The 16770-nt window shown below is 68.7% G+C and carries 16 protein-coding genes; 10 read left to right on the top strand and 6 right to left on the bottom strand.

Going from position 1 to position 16770, the window contains the following annotated elements:
* Nucleotides 1–42 precede the first annotated feature (42 nt).
* From pepQ to IEX13_RS00745, 3 genes are all read left to right on the top strand, one after another.
* Complete coding sequence (pepQ, locus tag IEX13_RS00755; RefSeq protein WP_188660010.1) at nt 43–1359, top strand: Xaa-Pro dipeptidase; 1317 nt, start codon at nt 43–45, stop codon at nt 1357–1359.
* 567 nt (nt 1360–1926) lie between these two features.
* On the top strand, nt 1927–4686 hold the full coding sequence (locus tag IEX13_RS00750) for a valine--tRNA ligase (protein ID WP_188660007.1): 2760 nt from the start codon (nt 1927–1929) through the stop codon (nt 4684–4686).
* A 151-nt stretch (nt 4687–4837) separates the two neighbouring features.
* Nucleotides 4838–5674 carry a hypothetical protein gene (locus IEX13_RS00745; RefSeq protein ID WP_188660002.1) on the top strand — a complete coding sequence of 279 codons (837 nt, stop codon included), beginning with the start codon at nt 4838–4840 and terminating at the stop codon, nt 5672–5674.
* Between the two features lie 31 nt (nt 5675–5705).
* Here IEX13_RS00745 and rimI read toward each other — a convergent pair whose 3' ends face one another.
* The 3 genes from rimI to pssA are packed head-to-tail and all read right to left on the bottom strand — an operon-like array spanning nt 5706 to nt 7207.
* Complete coding sequence (rimI, locus tag IEX13_RS00740) at nt 5706–6188, bottom strand: ribosomal protein S18-alanine N-acetyltransferase (protein WP_425488975.1); 483 nt, start codon at nt 6186–6188, stop codon at nt 5706–5708.
* A gap of 6 nt (nt 6189–6194) precedes the next feature.
* Complete coding sequence (locus tag IEX13_RS00735; RefSeq protein WP_188660000.1) at nt 6195–6452, bottom strand: hypothetical protein; 258 nt, start codon at nt 6450–6452, stop codon at nt 6195–6197.
* Complete coding sequence (pssA, locus tag IEX13_RS00730; RefSeq protein WP_425489067.1) at nt 6449–7207, bottom strand: CDP-diacylglycerol--serine O-phosphatidyltransferase; 759 nt, start codon at nt 7205–7207, stop codon at nt 6449–6451. The genes IEX13_RS00735 and pssA overlap by 4 nt, the downstream gene beginning before the upstream one ends.
* Before the next feature lie 108 nt (nt 7208–7315).
* Here pssA and IEX13_RS00725 point away from each other — a divergent pair, with 108 nt between their 5' ends.
* From IEX13_RS00725 to IEX13_RS00715, 3 genes are all read left to right on the top strand, one after another.
* The gene (locus tag IEX13_RS00725) at nt 7316–7702 is read left to right on the top strand and encodes a hypothetical protein (RefSeq protein ID WP_188659994.1); all 387 of its coding nucleotides are present in this window, start codon (nt 7316–7318) and stop codon (nt 7700–7702) included.
* Nucleotides 7703–7765: 63 nt separating this feature from the next.
* Nucleotides 7766–9466, top strand: a complete 1701-nt coding sequence (locus IEX13_RS00720; RefSeq protein ID WP_188659991.1) for a proline--tRNA ligase — start codon at nt 7766–7768, stop codon at nt 9464–9466.
* 132 nt (nt 9467–9598) lie between these two features.
* On the top strand, nt 9599–9979 hold the full coding sequence (locus tag IEX13_RS00715; protein WP_188659988.1) for an H-NS histone family protein: 381 nt from the start codon (nt 9599–9601) through the stop codon (nt 9977–9979).
* A gap of 6 nt (nt 9980–9985) precedes the next feature.
* Here the strand turns inward: IEX13_RS00715 and IEX13_RS00710 are convergent, their stop codons facing one another.
* Nucleotides 9986–11245 carry a threonine/serine exporter family protein gene (locus IEX13_RS00710; RefSeq protein WP_188659985.1) on the bottom strand — a complete coding sequence of 420 codons (1260 nt, stop codon included), beginning with the start codon at nt 11243–11245 and terminating at the stop codon, nt 9986–9988.
* Between the two features lie 62 nt (nt 11246–11307).
* Here IEX13_RS00710 and IEX13_RS00705 point away from each other — a divergent pair, with 62 nt between their 5' ends.
* Genes IEX13_RS00705 through IEX13_RS00690 form a run of 4 tightly spaced genes read left to right on the top strand, consistent with a single transcriptional unit; the run spans nt 11308 to nt 14780 of the window.
* Nucleotides 11308–12417 (top strand): MlaE family ABC transporter permease, encoded by a 1110-nt coding sequence (locus tag IEX13_RS00705; RefSeq protein ID WP_188659982.1) that lies wholly within the window; start codon nt 11308–11310, stop codon nt 12415–12417.
* The gene (locus IEX13_RS00700) at nt 12414–13214 is read left to right on the top strand and encodes an ABC transporter ATP-binding protein (protein ID WP_229668404.1); all 801 of its coding nucleotides are present in this window, start codon (nt 12414–12416) and stop codon (nt 13212–13214) included. Before IEX13_RS00705 ends, IEX13_RS00700 begins: the two co-directional genes overlap by 4 nt.
* Before the next feature lies 1 nt (nt 13215).
* Nucleotides 13216–14142 carry an MlaD family protein gene (locus IEX13_RS00695; protein ID WP_188659979.1) on the top strand — a complete coding sequence of 309 codons (927 nt, stop codon included), beginning with the start codon at nt 13216–13218 and terminating at the stop codon, nt 14140–14142.
* Entirely contained in the window at nt 14139–14780 is a 642-nt protein-coding gene (locus IEX13_RS00690; RefSeq protein WP_188659976.1) for an ABC-type transport auxiliary lipoprotein family protein, read from the top strand. The genes IEX13_RS00695 and IEX13_RS00690 overlap by 4 nt, the downstream gene beginning before the upstream one ends.
* Here IEX13_RS00690 and IEX13_RS00685 read toward each other — a convergent pair.
* Together IEX13_RS00685 and IEX13_RS00680 are read right to left on the bottom strand one after the other, a co-directional pair.
* On the bottom strand, nt 14746–15336 hold the full coding sequence (locus IEX13_RS00685; RefSeq protein ID WP_425488974.1) for an alpha-ketoglutarate-dependent dioxygenase AlkB family protein: 591 nt from the start codon (nt 15334–15336) through the stop codon (nt 14746–14748). The genes IEX13_RS00690 and IEX13_RS00685 overlap by 35 nt on opposite strands.
* Nucleotides 15329–16675: an amidase gene (locus tag IEX13_RS00680; protein WP_188659969.1), complete on the bottom strand. Its 1347-nt coding sequence runs from the start codon at nt 16673–16675 to the stop codon at nt 15329–15331. Before IEX13_RS00680 ends, IEX13_RS00685 begins: the two co-directional genes overlap by 8 nt.
* Between the last annotated feature and the right edge of the window lie 95 nt (nt 16676–16770).

The following is a 16770-nucleotide window of genomic DNA, read 5'->3' as shown; positions in this document are numbered from 1 at the left end:
GCGGCAGAATCCCGGTCCTGACCCCCGAACCGGAAGCCATCCATGACCCACCAGGACCTCGGCCATCTATATCGTGCGCACCTGTCGACAATCAAGGCACGCGCCGACCGTGCCCTGGAAAAGGGTGGATTCGATCACCTTCTGGTTGCATCAGGGGTCGAGAAGTTCGAGTTCCTCGACGACCGCCCCTACCCGTTCAAGCCCAACGCCCATTTCAAGGCCTGGCTGCCGCTGACCCGGCACCCTTCGTGCTGGATCGCCTATACGCCCGGCCGCAAGCCGGTGCTCGTGTACTTCCAGCCCGACGACTACTGGCACGTGCCGCCGGCCGCGCCCGAAGGCGTCTGGGTGGACGAGTTCGACGTGCGTGTCATCAGCGACCCCGCCGAAGCCCGCCAGCACCTGCCCACGACAGGCAAGTGCGCGATCCTGGGCGAAGCCGACGCCGCCCTGCCCGGCTTCGAGCCCAACAACCCGAAAGCCGTCATTGACTATCTGCACTTCCACCGCGCCTGGAAGACGGCCTATGAACTCGACCGCATGCGCGCCGCCCAGCGCCGCGCCGTGCCCGGCCACCTGGCCGCCCGCGCCGCCTTCCAGGCCGGCGCCTCCGAGGCCCGTATCCATGCGGCCTACCTGGCCGCCACCGGCCATACCGACCTGGACGCGCCCTACAACAGCATCGTCGGGCTCAACCAGCACGGCGCCACCCTGCACTACCAGTACAAGGACGCACAGGCGCCCGGCCGCAACCGTTCGCTGCTGATCGACGCGGGCGCCGAGGTCGATGGGTATGCATCGGACATCACGCGCACCTGGGGCGACGGCGACGAACACTTCGCGGCGCTGGTGAACGCGGTGGACAACGAGCAACTGGCCCTGTGCGACAAGGTGCGCGCCGGCACGGACTACCGCGACCTGCACCTGGAATGCCACCTGCGCCTGGGCGGCGTGCTGCGCACGCTGGGCATCGTGGACATGGACCCGGGGCAGATGCTGGCCACCGGCCTGACGTCGACCTTCTTCCCGCATGGCCTGGGCCACCCGATCGGGCTGCAGGTGCACGACGTGGCCGGCTTCACGGACGAAGACGGGAAGGTCATCCCGCGCCCGGACGGCCACCCGTTCCTGCGCATGACCCGCACGCTCGAGCCCGGCATGGTGGTGACGATCGAGCCAGGGCTGTATTTCATCCCGACCCTGCTTTCCAAGCTAAAGGCCCGCCCGGAAGGCAAGGCCGTGAACTGGGACAAGGTCGAACAGCTGCTGCCCTGGGGCGGCGTGCGCATCGAAGACGAGGTGCACTGCACCGACGGCGCGCCGGAGAACCTGACCCGGGATGCCTTCGCGGCTGCCTGAAGGGTTAAAGGCGGCGGGTGGCTTTCGCGGGTGGCTTTCGCGGGTGGAGGCGGTGTGATCCTGTTTCCGCCGACACGCCGCAAGTACGTCCCTGTAGGCTCCTCGTCGACATCCCTGTCTCCGAGGGTCGGCGGAAACAGGATCACACCACCTCCTCGACAGATCGTCCGCGTCCGCACCAAGGTCAAGAGCAAAGCTGCGGCTGCAGCCGGCGACACGAGCAGGCGTAAGCCAAGGCCACCCGGACTTCGGCTTTGCTTCCTGCCTTTGATTTAGTGGCAAACGCCGTGACCGGCCGGGGAGGTAGTGCGTGTTCACTTTCCCCGACCCTCGGAGACAGGGATGTCGACGAGGAGCCTACAGGGACGTACTTGCGGCGTGTCGGGGAAAGTGAACACGCACTGCCTCCACCCGCGAAACCCACCCGCCGCTTTCCTGACGACCCGCGAAATCCCCCCGCCGCTTTCCCGACGAACCCCAAGGGCACTAACTACCTGATTCTTGATAGAATTCGCGTCCTTTCAGCCCAAAAACCCCGGCAAATCACCGGGGTAGCGACCCGCCCCCATGGAAAAGAGCTTCGAGCCCAGCACCTTCGAGACCAAGTGGTACGCCCATTGGGAGACCACCGGCTGCTTCAAGCCCTCGGGGAAGGGCCAGCCCTACACCATCATGCTGCCGCCGCCGAACGTCACCGGCACCCTGCACATGGGCCACGCCTTCCAGCACACGCTGATGGACGCCCTGGTCCGCTACCACCGCATGAAGGGCTACGACACGCTCTGGCAGGTCGGCGCCGACCACGCCGGCATCGCCACCGAGATGGTCGTCTCGCGCAATCTCGCGCTCGAAGGCAAGGGTGAAACCCGCGACTCGCTGGGCCGCGACAAGTTCATCGAGAAGGTCTGGGCCTGGAAACAGGAATCGGGCGACACCATCGCCCGTCAGATGCGCCGCATGGGCGCTTCGGGCGACTGGAGCCGCGAACGCTTCACCATGGACGACGGCCTGAGCAAGGCCGTGGTCGAAACCTTCGTGCGCCTGCACGAAGAAGGCCTCATCTATCGCGGCCAGCGCCTGGTCAACTGGGACCCGGTGCTCAAGACCGCCATTTCCGACCTCGAAGTGGTCAGCGAGGAAGAAGACGGCAAGCTCTGGTCCATCCGCTATCCCCTGGCCGACGGCAACGACCTGGTCGTCGCCACGACGCGTCCGGAAACCATGCTCGGCGACACCGCCCTGATGGTGCATCCGGAAGACGAGCGCTACAGCCACCTGGTCGGCAAGACGGTGAAGCTGCCGCTCAGCGATCGCGAGATCCCGGTCATCGCCGACGACTACGTGGACCGCGAATTCGGCACCGGCGTCGTCAAGGTGACGCCGGCGCACGACTTCAACGACTACGCGGTCGGCCAGCGCCACGGCCTGCCGATGATCAACATCCTCACGCCGGACGCCGCGATCAACGACAACGCGCCGGAAAAATATCGCGGCCTGGACCGCTACGCCGCCCGCAAGGCCGTGCTGGCCGACCTGGAGGCCGCCGGCCTGCTGGTCGAGGAAAAGAAGCACAAGCTGCAGGTGCCGCGCGGCGACCGCACCGGCCAGGTCATCGAGCCCTACCTGACCGACCAGTGGTTCGTGAAGATGGACAGCCTGGCGGCGCGCGGGCTGGAACTGGTCGAAAACGGCGACGTGCGCTTCGTGCCCGAGAACTGGATCAACACCTACCGGCACTGGATGGGCAACATCCAGGACTGGTGCATCAGCCGCCAGCTCTGGTGGGGCCACCGCATCCCGGCCTGGTACGACGCCGCCGGCAAGGCCTACGTCGGCCGCGACGAAGCCGAAGCGCGTGCACGCAACGGGCTGGGCGACGACGTGGCGCTGACCCGCGACAGCGACGTGCTCGAGACCTGGTTCTCGTCCTCGCTGTGGTCGCACAGCACCCTGGGCTGGCCGGATGCGGGCGACATGGAGAAGTACGGCTACGCCAAGCGCCTGCCGACCTCGGTGCTGGTGACCGGCTTCGACATCATTTTCTTCTGGGTCGCCCGGATGATCATGATGACCGACCACTTCACCGGCGAAGTGCCGTTCAAGGACGTCTACATCACCGGCCTGGTGCGCGACAAGGACGGCCAGAAGATGTCCAAGTCCAAGGGCAACGTGCTCGACCCGATCGACCTGATCGACGGCATCAGCCTCGACGACCTGGTGGCCAAGCGCACCAGCGGCCTGATGAAGCCGACCGACGCGCCCAAGATCGAAAAGGCCACGCGCAAGGAATTCCCCGACGGCATCCCGGCCTTCGGCGCCGACGCGCTGCGCTTCACCTTCGCTTCGCTGGCCACGCATGGCCGCGACATCAAGTTCGACCTGGCGCGCTGCGAGGGTTACAAGAACTTCTGCAACAAGCTGTGGAACGCGGCGCGCTTCACGCTGATGAACTGCGAGGATTTCGTTGGCGCCGATTCCGCCCCGGAACCGACCACCGACGCCGAACGCTGGATCCTGCACCGCTTCAATGAAACCCTGCGCGAGGTCGAAAAGGCCTATGCGGACTATCGTTTCGACCTGGCCTCGCAGGCGCTGTACGAGTTCGCCTGGAACGAGTTCTGCGACTGGTTCCTGGAGCTGGCCAAGCCGGCGCTGCACGGCGACAAGGGCGCGGCCGCCGACAGCACCCGGCACACCCTGCTGTTCGTGCTTGAAGGCCTGCTGCGCGCGCTGCACCCGGTGATCCCCTTCGTCACCGAGGAAATCTGGCATTCGGTGGCGCCCAAGCTGGGCATCACCGCCGACACGATCAGCACCCAGGCCTGGCCGGAAGCGAACCCGGCCTTCGACGCGCCCGGCGCCGCCGCCGACATCGAATGGCTCAAGGCCGCCGTCACCCAGCTGCGCTCGATCCGCAGCCAGATGAACATCGCGCCCTCGAAGACGGTGCCGCTGCTGCTGCAGGACGGTGATGCGACCGACCGCGCACGCACACAACGCTACGCCGCGGCACTGACTTTCCTGGCCCGGCTGGAATCGATCGCCTGGCTCGACGGCGATGCGCCGGCCGCGGCCGCCGCCGTGCTGGGCGACCTGAAGCTGCTGATCCCGCTCGAGGGCCTGATCGACCTGGGCGCCGAACGCGCGCGCCTGGACAAGGAACTCAAGCGCATCGCCGGCGAAATCGCCAAGTGCGAGGCCAAGCTGGGCAACGCCACCTTCGTCCAGAACGCCCCGGCCGCCGTCGTCGACACCGAACGCGGCCGCCTGGCCGACTGGGCCCGCCAGCACGCGGGGCTGCAGGCGCAGCGGTCCAAGCTTGGCTGAGTTCGATCCAGCCACGGCGCCGTCGGAGCCGCCTGCGTGGAGGCAGCCCGCTTTGTTCGTGGCCGTATCTGCCGAATTGACGCGTTCAATAATTTAACGCTGCTTTCGCCGACAGGTGCGGGCGCGCCGCACACTCCCACAGGAGCTGCTCATGCGTTCTCTTCTGATGCTCTTCACTTTCGGTGTTGCCGCCGCGGCATCCGCGCCTGGCCTGGCTTCGGCACCACGCGCCGGCACGGCCCCCGATGTCGATCGCGTCCAGCTTGCCGTTGTCGACAGCGGCGGCGCGAGTTGCCCGCGGGACGCGGTCCTGACCGCCTGGGCCCACACCAACGGGCCCGGCGAGGTCCGCTTCGTGATCCACAACAGCGGCGGGGGCAAGACGGGCGAGCTCAAGGCCGATGCGGTGGCGGGTGCCGCGGGGACCTACCTGGCGACGTACCGCCACACGTTCAAGATCACCACCGACGTCGACCTCCGGTACATGGCGGAAGTGTCGGGAACGGGAAAGACCTCCAACTGGGTGCCGTTCAAGGCCACCTGTGGACCGCAGGCGCGGGCCACGACGTCAGCGACGGGAGCGTCGGGCCAGCCACCGGCCAGGACGGCAACGGAGAGCCGCGCGCGGGAATCGACCGGCAAACCCACCGCCGGTGGCGGCACGCCGCCCGCCAGCAGCAAGCCCCCGGCCAAACCCGCCTCTGATTCAAAGCCCAATTCCCAAGGGGAATCCAGCGGCTCGAGCAAGCCCAACTCCGGCGGTGACGACGCCAGGCAGTGCGGCAGGAAGATCACGGTGACGCGATACGCCGCCCTCAACAGGGAGGCCGGCAAGGCAACCGCCCTGGTCACCTGGATGGCCGCCGTCGTGCAGGACTATCCGGACAGCTGGAAGGACTGGAACAACGCCAGCGACCGCGACCTGGGCTGCAAGCGGGCCGGCGCGCTGTGGACCTGCTCGGCATCGGCACGGCCCTGCGAACCCTGAGCGGATATCCGCCACCGCCTCCCGCCGGAATTCAGCGATCGAACTCCGGCGGCACCAGCTCGATCGCCATCACGATCGCGTCTTCCCGGCCCTTCGTGGCCGGGTAGTAGTTCGGCCGTAGGCCGATTTCGTTGAAGCCGTATTCGCGGTACAGCGCGATCGCCCGCGGGTTCGACGGCCGCACTTCCAGGAACACCTGCGCCGCCCGGTTCCAGCGCGCCAGGTCGATCATGCGCGCCAGCAGCCGCCGGCCGTGGCCGTGGCCCTGGTGTTCGGGCGCGATGCACAGGTTGAGCAGGTGCGCCTCGCCGGCCGCCGCGCTGAGCACCCCGTAGCCCAGCAGCACCTGCGGCGACTCCAGCAGCCAGCAGTGGTGCCCCGCCCGCAGGCAGTCACGGAAGATGCCCGGCGACCACGGAAACGGATAGGCGCGCTTTTCGATCGCCGACACCGCCTCCACGTCGGCCTGTTTCATCGGCCGCACCTGGATGGCGTCGGAAGGACGCGCGTTCACGTCGGGTCAGCGCGCGCGGCGGGCTGCCCGCAGCCGGGCCCAGAGCGCGCGTTTCGCCGACGCATCGGTGCGCAGCTTTTCGAAGGGCGGCAGGGCCAGCCCGTCCAGGTCGTCGCGTCGCGCCGCGCGGCGGAGGGCCTGCAGCAGCCGGCCCTCGGGCAGCACCGCACCCGCTTCGGGCGCCGCCTCCGCTGCCGGCCCGTGGCGATAGAGCACGTAGCCCATCGCCCCGAGGATCTGCTGCTGGTCGGCGCTCCAGTTCATGCCGTGGCCTGCCGGCGCCTGGCCTTCAGCCACAGCCACCAGGCCGGGCCCGACAGCACGTACAGCAGCGCCAGCGCAAACAGGCCCTTGGCCTGCGCGATGAACAGCACCGCGATCGTCACCACCAGCAGCGCCATCACGAAGAACGGCACCCGGTCGCCCTTGGGCAGGCCCTTGAAACTGTAGAAGCGGATGCGGCTGACCATCAGCAGCCCGGCCACCACGGTCACCGCCAGCGCCAGCCAGCGCAGGCCCTGGCCGCTGTAACCGAAGGTATTCATGGCCCAGACGAAGGACACCACGAAGCCGGCCGCCGCCGGGCTTGCCAGGCCGATGAACCAGCGTTTGTCGGTCGAACCCACCTGGGTATTGAATCGGGCCAGGCGCAGCGCCGCGCACGCCGCATAAAGGAAGGCCGCCGCCCAGCCCACCTTGGCCAGCACCGGACCGTCGGCCTGGAAACCAACCAGGGCCCAGTGGTACATCACCAGGGAAGGCGCCATGCCGAAACTGACCAGGTCGGCCAGGGAGTCGTACTGGACCCCGAATTCGCTGGTCGTGCCGGTCAGCCGGGCCACCCGGCCGTCGATGCCGTCGAACAGGCCCGCCACGAACACCGCGATGCAGGCGTTTTCGAAGTTGCCGCTGGCCGCGGCCAGGATGGCGTAGAAGCCGGCAAACAGCCCGCCGGTGGTCAGCAGGTTGGGCAGCAGGTAGATGCCGCGGCCGCGCGGGGCGCCGGGTTCTTCGTTCAGGTCCATGACTGGCAGTGTAGCGGCTCGCCCCGGCTGTCCATAGTCTCGCCTTGCGGGGCCCGGGCGGCGGTGGTATCACGGTCGCACGATTGCCCCCGGAGTCCCGCCATGAACCGCCTCGCCCTCCCGATCCTCGTCGCCGCCACGCTGTGCGCGGGGCTGGCCCATGCCGACGAAAAAACCACGGTCTACAAGTCCAAGGGCGCCTCCGGCGAGAACGTCTATTCCCAGATCGAACTCAACGGCTCCCAGCGCCAGAGCGTGAATGCCGGCAGCGCCGAGGTTCCGGCTGAGGCGGAAGCCCCGAAGACCGAGATCCAGGTCGCCTGCGAACGCGCCCGCAAGAACCTCGAACTGCTCGGCTCGGACAACCGCCTGCAGCGCGACAAGGACGGCGATGGGGTGCCCGAGGACCTGACCCCGGAAGAGCGCCAGGCCGAGACCGAACTTTCCCAGCGCCAGATCACCGCCTACTGCGAGCCGGAAGCCGAATAAGGGCCGCCACGGGGGCCGGGCGGCCGCTACAATGGCCGACCCGATACGTGGCCCGGTCCCCGCATGCGCCTTTCCCAGTTCCACCTCAGCACCAGCAAGGAAACCCCCGCCGACGCCGAGGTCGTCAGCCACCAGCTGATGCTGCGCGCCGGCATGATCCGCAAGCTGGCCGCCGGCCTCTATACCTGGACCCCCTTGGGCCTGCGCGTGCTGCGCAAGGTCGAAGCCGTGGTCCGCGAGGAAATGGACCGCGCCGGCGCCATCGAAATGCTGATGCCGTCCATCCAGCCGCGCGAGCTGTGGGAAGAAACCGGCCGCTGGCAGAAGTTCGGCGGCCAGCTCCTGAAGATCAAGGACCGCAAGGACGGCGAGTTCTGCTACGGCCCCACGCATGAAGAGGTGGTCACCGACTTCGCCCGCGCCGAGCTGCGCAGCTACAAGCAGCTGCCGCTGAACGTCTACCAGATCCAGACCAAGTTCCGCGACGAAATCCGCCCGCGTTTCGGCGTGATGCGCGCGCGCGAGTTCCTGATGAAGGACGCCTACTCCTTCCACCTGGGCGCGGAAAGCCTGGCAGAAACCTACCAGGCCATGTACGCGGCCTACACCCGCATCTTCACCCGCCTGGGCCTGCACTTCCGGGCCGTGAACGCCGACACCGGCGCCATCGGCGGCAGCGCCTCGCATGAATTCCACGTGCTGGCCGATTCGGGCGAGGACGCGATCGCGTTTTCCGACAACGGCGATTACGCCGCCAACGTGGAGATGGCCGAGGCCGTCTCGCCCGGCCCGCGCCCGGGGCCGACGGAAGACCTGCGCGAGGTCGAGACCCCCACGCAAAAGACCTGCGAGGACGTCGCCGCGCTGCTGGACATCCCGCTGGTGCGCACCGTCAAGTCGGTGGCGCTGGTGGGCGAACAGGGCTTCGTACTGGCGCTGGTGCGCGGCAACCATTCGGTGAACGAGATCAAGCTGGCCAAACTGGCCGGCCTGGCCGACTACCGCCTGGCCACCGAAGCCGAGATCGCCGAGAACCTGGGCAGCGAACCGGGCTTCCTGGGCCCGGTGAAGCCCGCCAGGCCCATCACCGTGGTCGCCGACCGCAGCGTCGCCGCCATGGCCGATTTCGTGGTCGGCGCCAACCGCAAGGGTTACCACCTGGCCGGCGTGAACTGGGGCCGCGACCTGCCCGAGCCCGACGTGGTGGCCGACATCCGCAACGTCGTGCAGGGCGACCCCTCGCCCGACGGCCAGGGTCGCCTGGGCATCGCCCGCGGCATCGAGGTCGGACACGTGTTCCAGCTGGGCCAGAAGTACGCCGAGGCGATGAAGGCCACCGTGCTCGACGCCGACGGCAAGGCCCAGGTGATGCACATGGGCTGCTATGGCATCGGCGTGTCGCGCATCGTCGCCGCGGCCATCGAACAGAACCACGACGCCAGCGGCATCATCTGGCCGGCGCCGATGGCGCCCTGGCAGGTGGCGGTTTGCATCATCAACCCGAAGAACGACCCGGCCGTGGTCGAAGCCGCCGTCGCGCTGTACGAACAGCTGCGGTCGGCCGGCCTGGAAGTGGTGCTCGACGACCGCGGCCTGCGCCCGGGCGTGATGTTCGGCGACATCGAACTGATCGGCATCCCGCACCGGGTGGTGGTGTCGGGCCGGGGCCTGGAAGCGGGCACCTACGAATACCGAGGCCGCCGCGACACCGACAGCGAAAACCTCGACCTGGCCGCCCTGCGCAAGCGCCTGGACCTGGCCTGAGAAATCATCCCGCGTGTATGTCGGAAACCCGGGGCAAACCCTGCCCCGGCTTCATCCGGCCTTGCCGAAAGGTTTAGCATGGGCTTTGCCGGGCGTTTGCCCACCCCTTTCCAGGCAACCCAAGGAAACCCCATGAGCATCAATCTCGAAGGTCTTTCGGCCAAGGAACTCCAGGCCCTGATCGCCAAGGCCAACAAGCGCAAGAAAACCCTCGCCAAGCGCAAGCCGGTGGCGTCGGTGCGCAAGAAGCTCATTTCCCTCGCCAAGGCCGAGGGTTACACCGTCGACGAAGTCTTCGGCACCGGCCGCCAGGTCCGCGAAAAGGCCGGCACCGCCGCCAAGAAGTCGGCCGGCAGCCGCAAGTCCAGCGCCAAGGGCACCAAGGTCCCGCCGAAGTACCGCAACCCCGCCGATGAATCCCAGACCTGGGCCGGCCGCGGCATGCCGCCCAAGTGGCTGTCGGCCGAACTGGCCCGCGGCAAGAAACTCGAAGACTTCGCGATCAAGGGCTGACCGGGTTCAGATATTCCGCCGCGACGGCACCAGCAGGTTGCCGAACAACAACCCGGCGACCAGCGCGACCAGCGCCGAAAGCACCGCGAAGGTGGTATCCAGGCCCAGGAACACGTCGCGTTCCATGACGAAGTTCAGGCTGCGGAAACCCATGCTGCCCGGCACCAGCAGGATGATGCCCGGCACCCGGATCAGGGCGCCGGGCCGGTTGCGCCAGCGGCCGTAGGCATTGCTGATGGCGGCCACGCCCATGCCGGCGAAAAACACCCCGCCGGCGAAGTTCTCCGAAGCCAGGCCCAGCACCTCGCCGCCCAGGCGGGTCAGGCCGTAACCCAGGAACACCGAGGCCATCACCAGCAGGTAGTCGCGCCGGGCCGCCTGGAACAACACGGCGAAAGCAAAGGCCGCCACCGCCAGCGAGGCCAGTTCGCCCGCGGCCGAGAGCGGCACCGGCAGGGCGTCCTGCGGCAGCCAGCCCAGCACCTGGACGATCTGCATGCCGGCCACGGTGCCGAAGGTCAGTTTGAGCAGGATCATCAGCGCGCCGGCGAAACGCGCCGTGCCCGACACCAGGTGCTGGGCCGACAGTTCGCTGACGGCGTTGGTCAGCATCAGGCCGGGCATCAGCACGATCAGCGAGGCGACGATGACCGTCTTGAAGGCGATCGGCTCGATGAAGGTGGCCACCACCGCCGCCAGCAGGGTCGCCACCAGCGCCGCGATGGCCTCCATGGCCTCGTTCAGGCGCGGGCGGTCCTTGGCCAGCACCGCAAGGGCGCCCATCACCAGCCCGATCGCGCCGGCCGTCAACACGCCCGGCAACGCCGCGCCCAGCAGGGCCGCCACGGCGCCGGCGGACAGGCCGAAGCTAAGGGCCGCCAGCACCCGGGCGCCGGCGGGCTCGGGGCGGTCCAGCGCCCGCAGCGCGGCGACGCCCGCGGCCAGGTCGTGGCGGCCGGCCAGTACGCCTTCGGTGATCGCGTCGGTGGCCGCCAGCTTGGCCAGGTTCTGTTCGCCCGGATCGAGCCGGATGACCCGGGTGATGCCGTTCTGCTGGCCGCGCACCGGGTCGGCGAAACTCAGGATCATGCCGGTGGGGTTGGACCAGATTTCCAGGTCCAGGCCCAGCCGGTTGGCCACGCCCTCGACGGCCGCTTCCAGTCGCTGGGCGGTGGTGCCGTAGACGTGCAGGCGCATGGCCAGTTCGGCCACGAAATCGGCCTGGGCCTCGTACTGGGCCTGGCTGGTGAGGACCGGGGCGTTCATGGCGGGGAAGCATGGCATGTTTCGGCTATCCTGAGACCCTCCCCGCGCCCCCGCACGAGTTGATGAGCCAAGGTCCCCGCATTGAAACCAGCGAACGCCATCCAGGCATCCTGATCGCCCGTGGCGACTGGACCCTGGCGCATGCCGGGGAAATGCTTGCGCTGATCGAAAAGGCGCCCGAATCGGCCGAGGACATCGACGGCCGCGACATCGGCAGCATGGATTCGGCCGGCGCGATGATGCTCTCGCGCTACGCCGTGAAGGTGGGCCTGGGCCTGGCCACGGTCGAGGTCAAGCCGATGCACCAGCCGCTGACCGAAACCGTGCGGTCCATCTGCGAAAACCCGCCGCGGGTCCAGCGCAAGGACTACGGCATCCAGCAGATGCTGGCGCGCATGGGTTTCGCGGTCGATGACTACACGCGCGAAGTGCTGGCCCTGGTGGGTTTCCTGGGCCTGACCCTCAAGACCGGCCTGGGCGTGATCCTGCGCCCGGCCCGTTTCCGGCTCACCTCCACCGTGCACCACATGGAGCAGGTCGGCCTCGACGCCGTGCCCCTGGTGCTGTTGCTCAGCTTCATGGTCGGCGCGGTCATCGCCTTCCTGGGCGCCACGGTGCTGCGCGACTTCGGCGCCGAGATCTTCGTGGTCGAACTGGTCGGCATCGCCTTCCTGCGCGAGTTCGGCGTGCTGCTGACCGCCATCCTGCTGGCCGGCCGCACCGCCAGCGCCTTCACCGCGCAAATAGGCGCCATGCAGAGCGGCGAGGAAATCGACGCCATCCGCACCCTGGGCCTGGACCCGATCGAATTGCTGGTGCTGCCCCGGCTGACCGCGCTGCTGGTGATGCTGCCGCTGCTGACCTTCCTGGCGATGATCTCGGGCATGGCCGGCGGCATGGCCGTCAGCGTGGCCAGCCTGGGCATGAGCCCGGACATGTTCATGCAGCGCCTGCAGGACACCATGGAAATGCGCCACTTCTGGGTGGGCGTCGCCAAGGCCCCGCTGTTTGCGATGATCATCGCGCTGATCGGCTGCCTGGAAGGTTTCCAGGTCCAGGGCACGGCCGAATCGGTGGGTGAACGAACCACGTCCTCCGTGGTGCAGACGATTTCGCTGGTGATCCTGCTCGATGCCTTCGCCGCCATGTTCTTCATGGAGATGAACTGGTGACCGGGCAAATCCTCGAACCGTCCACCCCGGCCATCCGCGTGCGCGGCCTGCGCAACAGCTTTGGCGAACAGGTCGTGCACGAGAACCTCGACCTGGACGTCGAACGCGGCGAGATCATCGGCGTGGTCGGCGGTTCGGGCACCGGCAAGTCGGTGCTGATGCGCGCGATCCTGGGCCTGCGGCCGCCGCAGGCCGGCGAGATCGAAGTGCTGGGCGTGGACGCGCTGTCCGACCGGGCCCGCGAGTCGGGCCTGATCGAACGCAACACCGGCGTGCTCTACCAGAACGGCGCGTTGTTCTCGTCGCTGTCGGTGGCCGAAAACGTCTCGGTGCCGCTGAAGGAACACTACTCCGAGCTGCCCGAGGACATGATCCACGACCTGGCCATGCTCAAGATCCGCATGTCCGGCCTGGGCGAGGACGCCGGCGCCAAGCTGCCGTCCCAGCTTTCCGGCGGCATGCGCAAGCGCGCGGCCCTGGCCCGCGCCCTGGCGCTGGACCCGGCGCTGCTGTTCCTGGACGAACCCACGGCCGGCCTCGACCCGATCGGCGCCGCGGCCTTCGACGAACTCATCAAGACCCTGCAGCGCGCGCTGGGTCTTACCGTCTTCCTCATCACCCACGACCTCGACACCCTGTATGCCATCTGCGACCGCGTCGCCGTGCTGGCCGACAAGCGTGTCCTGGTGAATGCCCCACTGGCCGAGGTCGAAAAATTCGACCACCCGTGGGTGCAGGAATATTTCCACGGCCCGCGCGGACGCGCTGCGCAGGCCGCCCTGGCCAAGGAGGCTTGAGATGGAAACCCGCGCCAACCACGTACTCATCGGCGCCTTCACGCTCGGCGTGTGCCTGTTCGCGGTGCTGTTCGCGCTGTGGATGGCCAAGTACACGACCGAAAAGTCCTATGCCGAATACGACGTCGTCTTCCAGGAGGCCGTCACCGGCCTGAGCACCGGCAGCCAGGTGCTGTACTCGGGCATCAGCGTCGGCGAGGTCCGCGAGCTGTCGCTGATGCGGGACGACCCGCGCAAGGTGGTCGCCCGGGTGCGCCTGTCGGCCGACACCCCGGTGCGCACCGACACCCGGGCCAAGCTCACCATGACCGGCCTGACCGGCGTGGCGGTCATCCAGCTCAGCGGCGGCAGCCCCGGCGCGCCACGGCTCGAGGGCGGCAGCAGGGGCAACGACGTACCGGTGATCCAGACCGAACCTTCGGCCCTGCAGAACATCGCCGCCACCGCCAACGAGATCGTCGAACGCATCAACCGCCTGCTCAGCGACGCCAACGTCGAACGCATCACCCGCACCCTGGACCAGCTCGACCAGGTCACCGGATCGATCGCCGCCGAGCGCGAGGAAATCTCGGCGCTCATCCAGAACGCCCGCGCCGCCAGCGAAAAGCTCGACGCCACCCTGGCCAGCGCCGACCGCACCATCAACAACCTCGACAAGGGCCTGGTGCAGGAACTGCCGGCCCTGGTCGAGAAGCTCGATTCCACGCTCAGCCAGCTTGAATCGGCCAGCAAGAACGCCAATGGCATCCTCAACGAGAACCGCGACTCCTGGGCCGAGTTCAGCCAGGACGGCCTGGGCCAGGTGGGGCCGACCATGCGCCAGCTGCGCGGCCTGATCCGCGAAATCGACGCTCTCGCCAACAAGCTCGAGAACAATCCGGCCGGCTACCTGCTGGGCCGCGAAGAACCCGAGGAGTTCGAACCATGACCCGTTCCCTGCGTTTCGCCCCGCTTGCCGCACTGGTCCTGTTGGCCGGCTGCGCCGCGATCGGCGGGCCCAAGACCGAAGTCAGCATTTATTCGCCGCAGACCGGCATCCACGCCGACCCGGCCTGGCCGACCGTGGATTGGCAGCTGACTGTGGGCGCCCCCGACACGCATGCCCTGCTCGATTCCCAGCGCATCGCCGTGCGGCCGACGCCGGACCGCCTGCAAACCTACAAGGGCGCGCGCTGGGCCGACACGGCGCCCGAGCTGGTGCAGCTGGCGCTGGTCGAGGCCTTCGAGGACTCCGGCAAGATCCAGGCGGTCAGCAGCTGGGGTGCCGGCCGCGGCGACTTCGGGCTGTACACCGACCTGCGCGCCTTCGAAACGATTTACGAAGCTGGCGCGCCCAAAGTCGTCATCGAGATCCAGGCCCGCCTGGTGAAACACCGCGGCAGCGGCGGCCTGGTCGCGGCCCGCCGTTTCCGCACCGAAGTCGCGCCCAGCGGTGCCGACATCGAACCGGTGGTCGCGGCCTTTGGTGAAGCCCTGTCGGGCATCGGCGCCGACATCGTCGGCTGGTCGCTGGTGGAAGGCCAGAAGTCGTTTAGCGAGTCCGCGGAAGAATCCGCCGGAAAGTAAGGTTCACACGCGCCGGCACCGGTCGCGCGGTGCGCGGCAGGGCGTGTTTCCAGTCGGCCTGGGTGTCCCCCGTCATCAGCAGCAGGCTGCCGTGTTCGAGCAGCCGTTCGAACTTGCGCGCAGGCTCGCGCCGGTGCTTGAAGACAAAGCGCCGGGTGCCGCCCAGGCTGAGCGAAGCAATGACGGGGCGCGGGCCGAGCTCGGGTTCGTCGTCGCTGTGCCAGCCCATGGCGTCGCGGCCGTCGCGGTAGAGATTGGCCAGCACGCTGTTCATCGCCACGCCGGCCGCGGCATCAATGCGCGCCCGCAGCGCCTGCAGCGCCGGCGGCCAGGGCCGTGGTTCGAAGCGGGCCCCCGAATACACGTAGCCCGTGCCCGGGTCGCCGATCCAGCAGCTCAGCCGCGGCGAATCCACCCAACGCCCGAACATCCGGATCCGGTGCACCTCCCACGGCACCTGCGCCAGCAGCGCGGCCAGCAAGGCATCGGCCTCGTCGGCCTGCAGCCAATCGGGGAAAAGCGTCGCTTCAGGAATCGCGCCTGCGCTGTTATTCACCGGTGTCCGCGACGGACGCCAGTACGCCGCCGAGTTCGAGCAGGCGCAGGTCGCTGCCCGGTGCGCCGACCAGCTGCAGGCCCAGGCCATCGGGCAGCGGCAGGCTGAGCGCGGGGCAGCCGGCTAGCGAGGCCAGGGCGGTCAGGTCGGCCAGGTGCGCCGGTTCGGCCGCGCCCCAGGCGGGCGGCACCGTCGACACGGTGGGCAGCAGCAGCACGTCGAACTGTTCGAACAGCTTGCGCACCTTCACCACGTGGCCGTCGAGCCGCCGATGCGCGCGCGCCGCGTCGGCGGCGGACTTGCGCTGGGCAAAACCGAGCAGGCCCTTGAGCCGGTCGGAGGCCCCGCCCAGGCGCGATTCGTGCGCGGCCAGGATTTCCGCTTCCATCAGCAGCAGGGCCGCGCGCCGGGTTTCGGCCACGTCCAGCGGCGCCACTTCCAGCGCCACCGGCAGTGCGCTGCCGAACACCGCCGCCACCCGCGCCATCAGGGCGCTGAAGTTTTCCACCACCGTGGCGTCGGCGCCCATTGCCGCCAGGTCGGTGACCACGCCGGCCTTGAGTTCGCCCGGCACCCAGTCCGGCGGCGCCAGCGGCACGCGGCGCTTGCGCGAACGCGGGTCGCCGGCGTCGTAGCCGGCCAGCACCGGCAGCACCAGGCCCACGTCCTGCACGGCCCGCGTCATCAGGCCGGGGCAGTCCAGGCGGCGCAGGGCCGAAGCCATGCCGCGGGCGCTCAGCTCGCCCAGGGTCGGCTTGTGCCCGACCAGGCCGCAGAACGCGGCCGGGATGCGGGTGGCGCCCAGGGTATCGACGCCCAGGCCCACCACCGCGTGGCCGGCGGCCAGCGCCGCCGCCGACCCGCCCGAGGCGCCGCCGGCGGCGCGGTCGGGCAGGCGCGGGTTGCGCACGTCGCCGAAATGCGGATTGCGGCCAACGGTGCCGAAGGCGGCTTCGTCGAGATTGGTCTTGCCCAGGAACACGGCGCCGGCGCCGCGCAGGCGGCGCACCACCTGGGCATCTTCGGCGGCCAGGCCCGGATGCCCGGGCAGGCCCAGGCCGGTGGGCATGCCGGCGATGTCGAAGGCGTCGGTGATGGCGATCGGCACGCCGTCCAGGCGGCCCAGGGGTTTGCCCTCGGCGCGGCGGTCGTCGCTGGCGCGGGCCGCGGCGATGGCCCCGGCCGAATCCACCCAGGTCCAGGCATTGAGATGGCCGTCGCGTGCGATCGCCGCCAGGCAGGCGCCGGTGAGCGCCTCGCTGGTGGTTTCACCGCGGGCCAGGGCGTGCAGGACGCGGTACAGCGGCGCCTGGCGCAGGTCGTCGGGGCTGGCGGTCATGCGCGCATGTTTCCGTGGCTTGCCTGGCCCCGCAGTGTCCTTGATTGCCCGCCCGTCGGCAAACCGGGACAATCCAGGCTCAAGCGTAGGGAGAC

Origin of the sequence: Arenimonas soli, from assembly GCF_014643775.1 — a bacterium.
GTDB lineage: Bacteria > Pseudomonadota > Gammaproteobacteria > Xanthomonadales > Xanthomonadaceae > Arenimonas > Arenimonas soli.
The sequence above is the reverse complement of the archived record's forward strand: the minus strand, read 5'-3'. Positions and strand labels throughout refer to the sequence as shown.

Coding starts and splice junctions, on each gene's coding strand:
- IEX13_RS00710 (WP_188659985.1), bottom strand. CDS start 11,245: ATGAACGCCCCGGTCCTCACCAGCCAGGCCCAGTACGAGGCCCAGGCC.
- IEX13_RS00750 (WP_188660007.1), top strand. CDS start 1,927: ATGGAAAAGAGCTTCGAGCCCAGCACCTTCGAGACCAAGTGGTACGCC.
- IEX13_RS00715 (WP_188659988.1), top strand. CDS start 9,599: ATGAGCATCAATCTCGAAGGTCTTTCGGCCAAGGAACTCCAGGCCCTG.
- IEX13_RS00720 (WP_188659991.1), top strand. CDS start 7,766: ATGCGCCTTTCCCAGTTCCACCTCAGCACCAGCAAGGAAACCCCCGCC.
- IEX13_RS00705 (WP_188659982.1), top strand. CDS start 11,308: ATGAGCCAAGGTCCCCGCATTGAAACCAGCGAACGCCATCCAGGCATC.
- IEX13_RS00725 (WP_188659994.1), top strand. CDS start 7,316: ATGAACCGCCTCGCCCTCCCGATCCTCGTCGCCGCCACGCTGTGCGCG.
- IEX13_RS00695 (WP_188659979.1), top strand. CDS start 13,216: ATGGAAACCCGCGCCAACCACGTACTCATCGGCGCCTTCACGCTCGGC.
- pepQ (WP_188660010.1), top strand. CDS start 43: ATGACCCACCAGGACCTCGGCCATCTATATCGTGCGCACCTGTCGACA.
- IEX13_RS00745 (WP_188660002.1), top strand. CDS start 4,838: ATGCGTTCTCTTCTGATGCTCTTCACTTTCGGTGTTGCCGCCGCGGCA.
- IEX13_RS00680 (WP_188659969.1), bottom strand. CDS start 16,675: ATGACCGCCAGCCCCGACGACCTGCGCCAGGCGCCGCTGTACCGCGTC.
- IEX13_RS00690 (WP_188659976.1), top strand. CDS start 14,139: ATGACCCGTTCCCTGCGTTTCGCCCCGCTTGCCGCACTGGTCCTGTTG.
- IEX13_RS00735 (WP_188660000.1), bottom strand. CDS start 6,452: ATGAACTGGAGCGCCGACCAGCAGCAGATCCTCGGGGCGATGGGCTAC.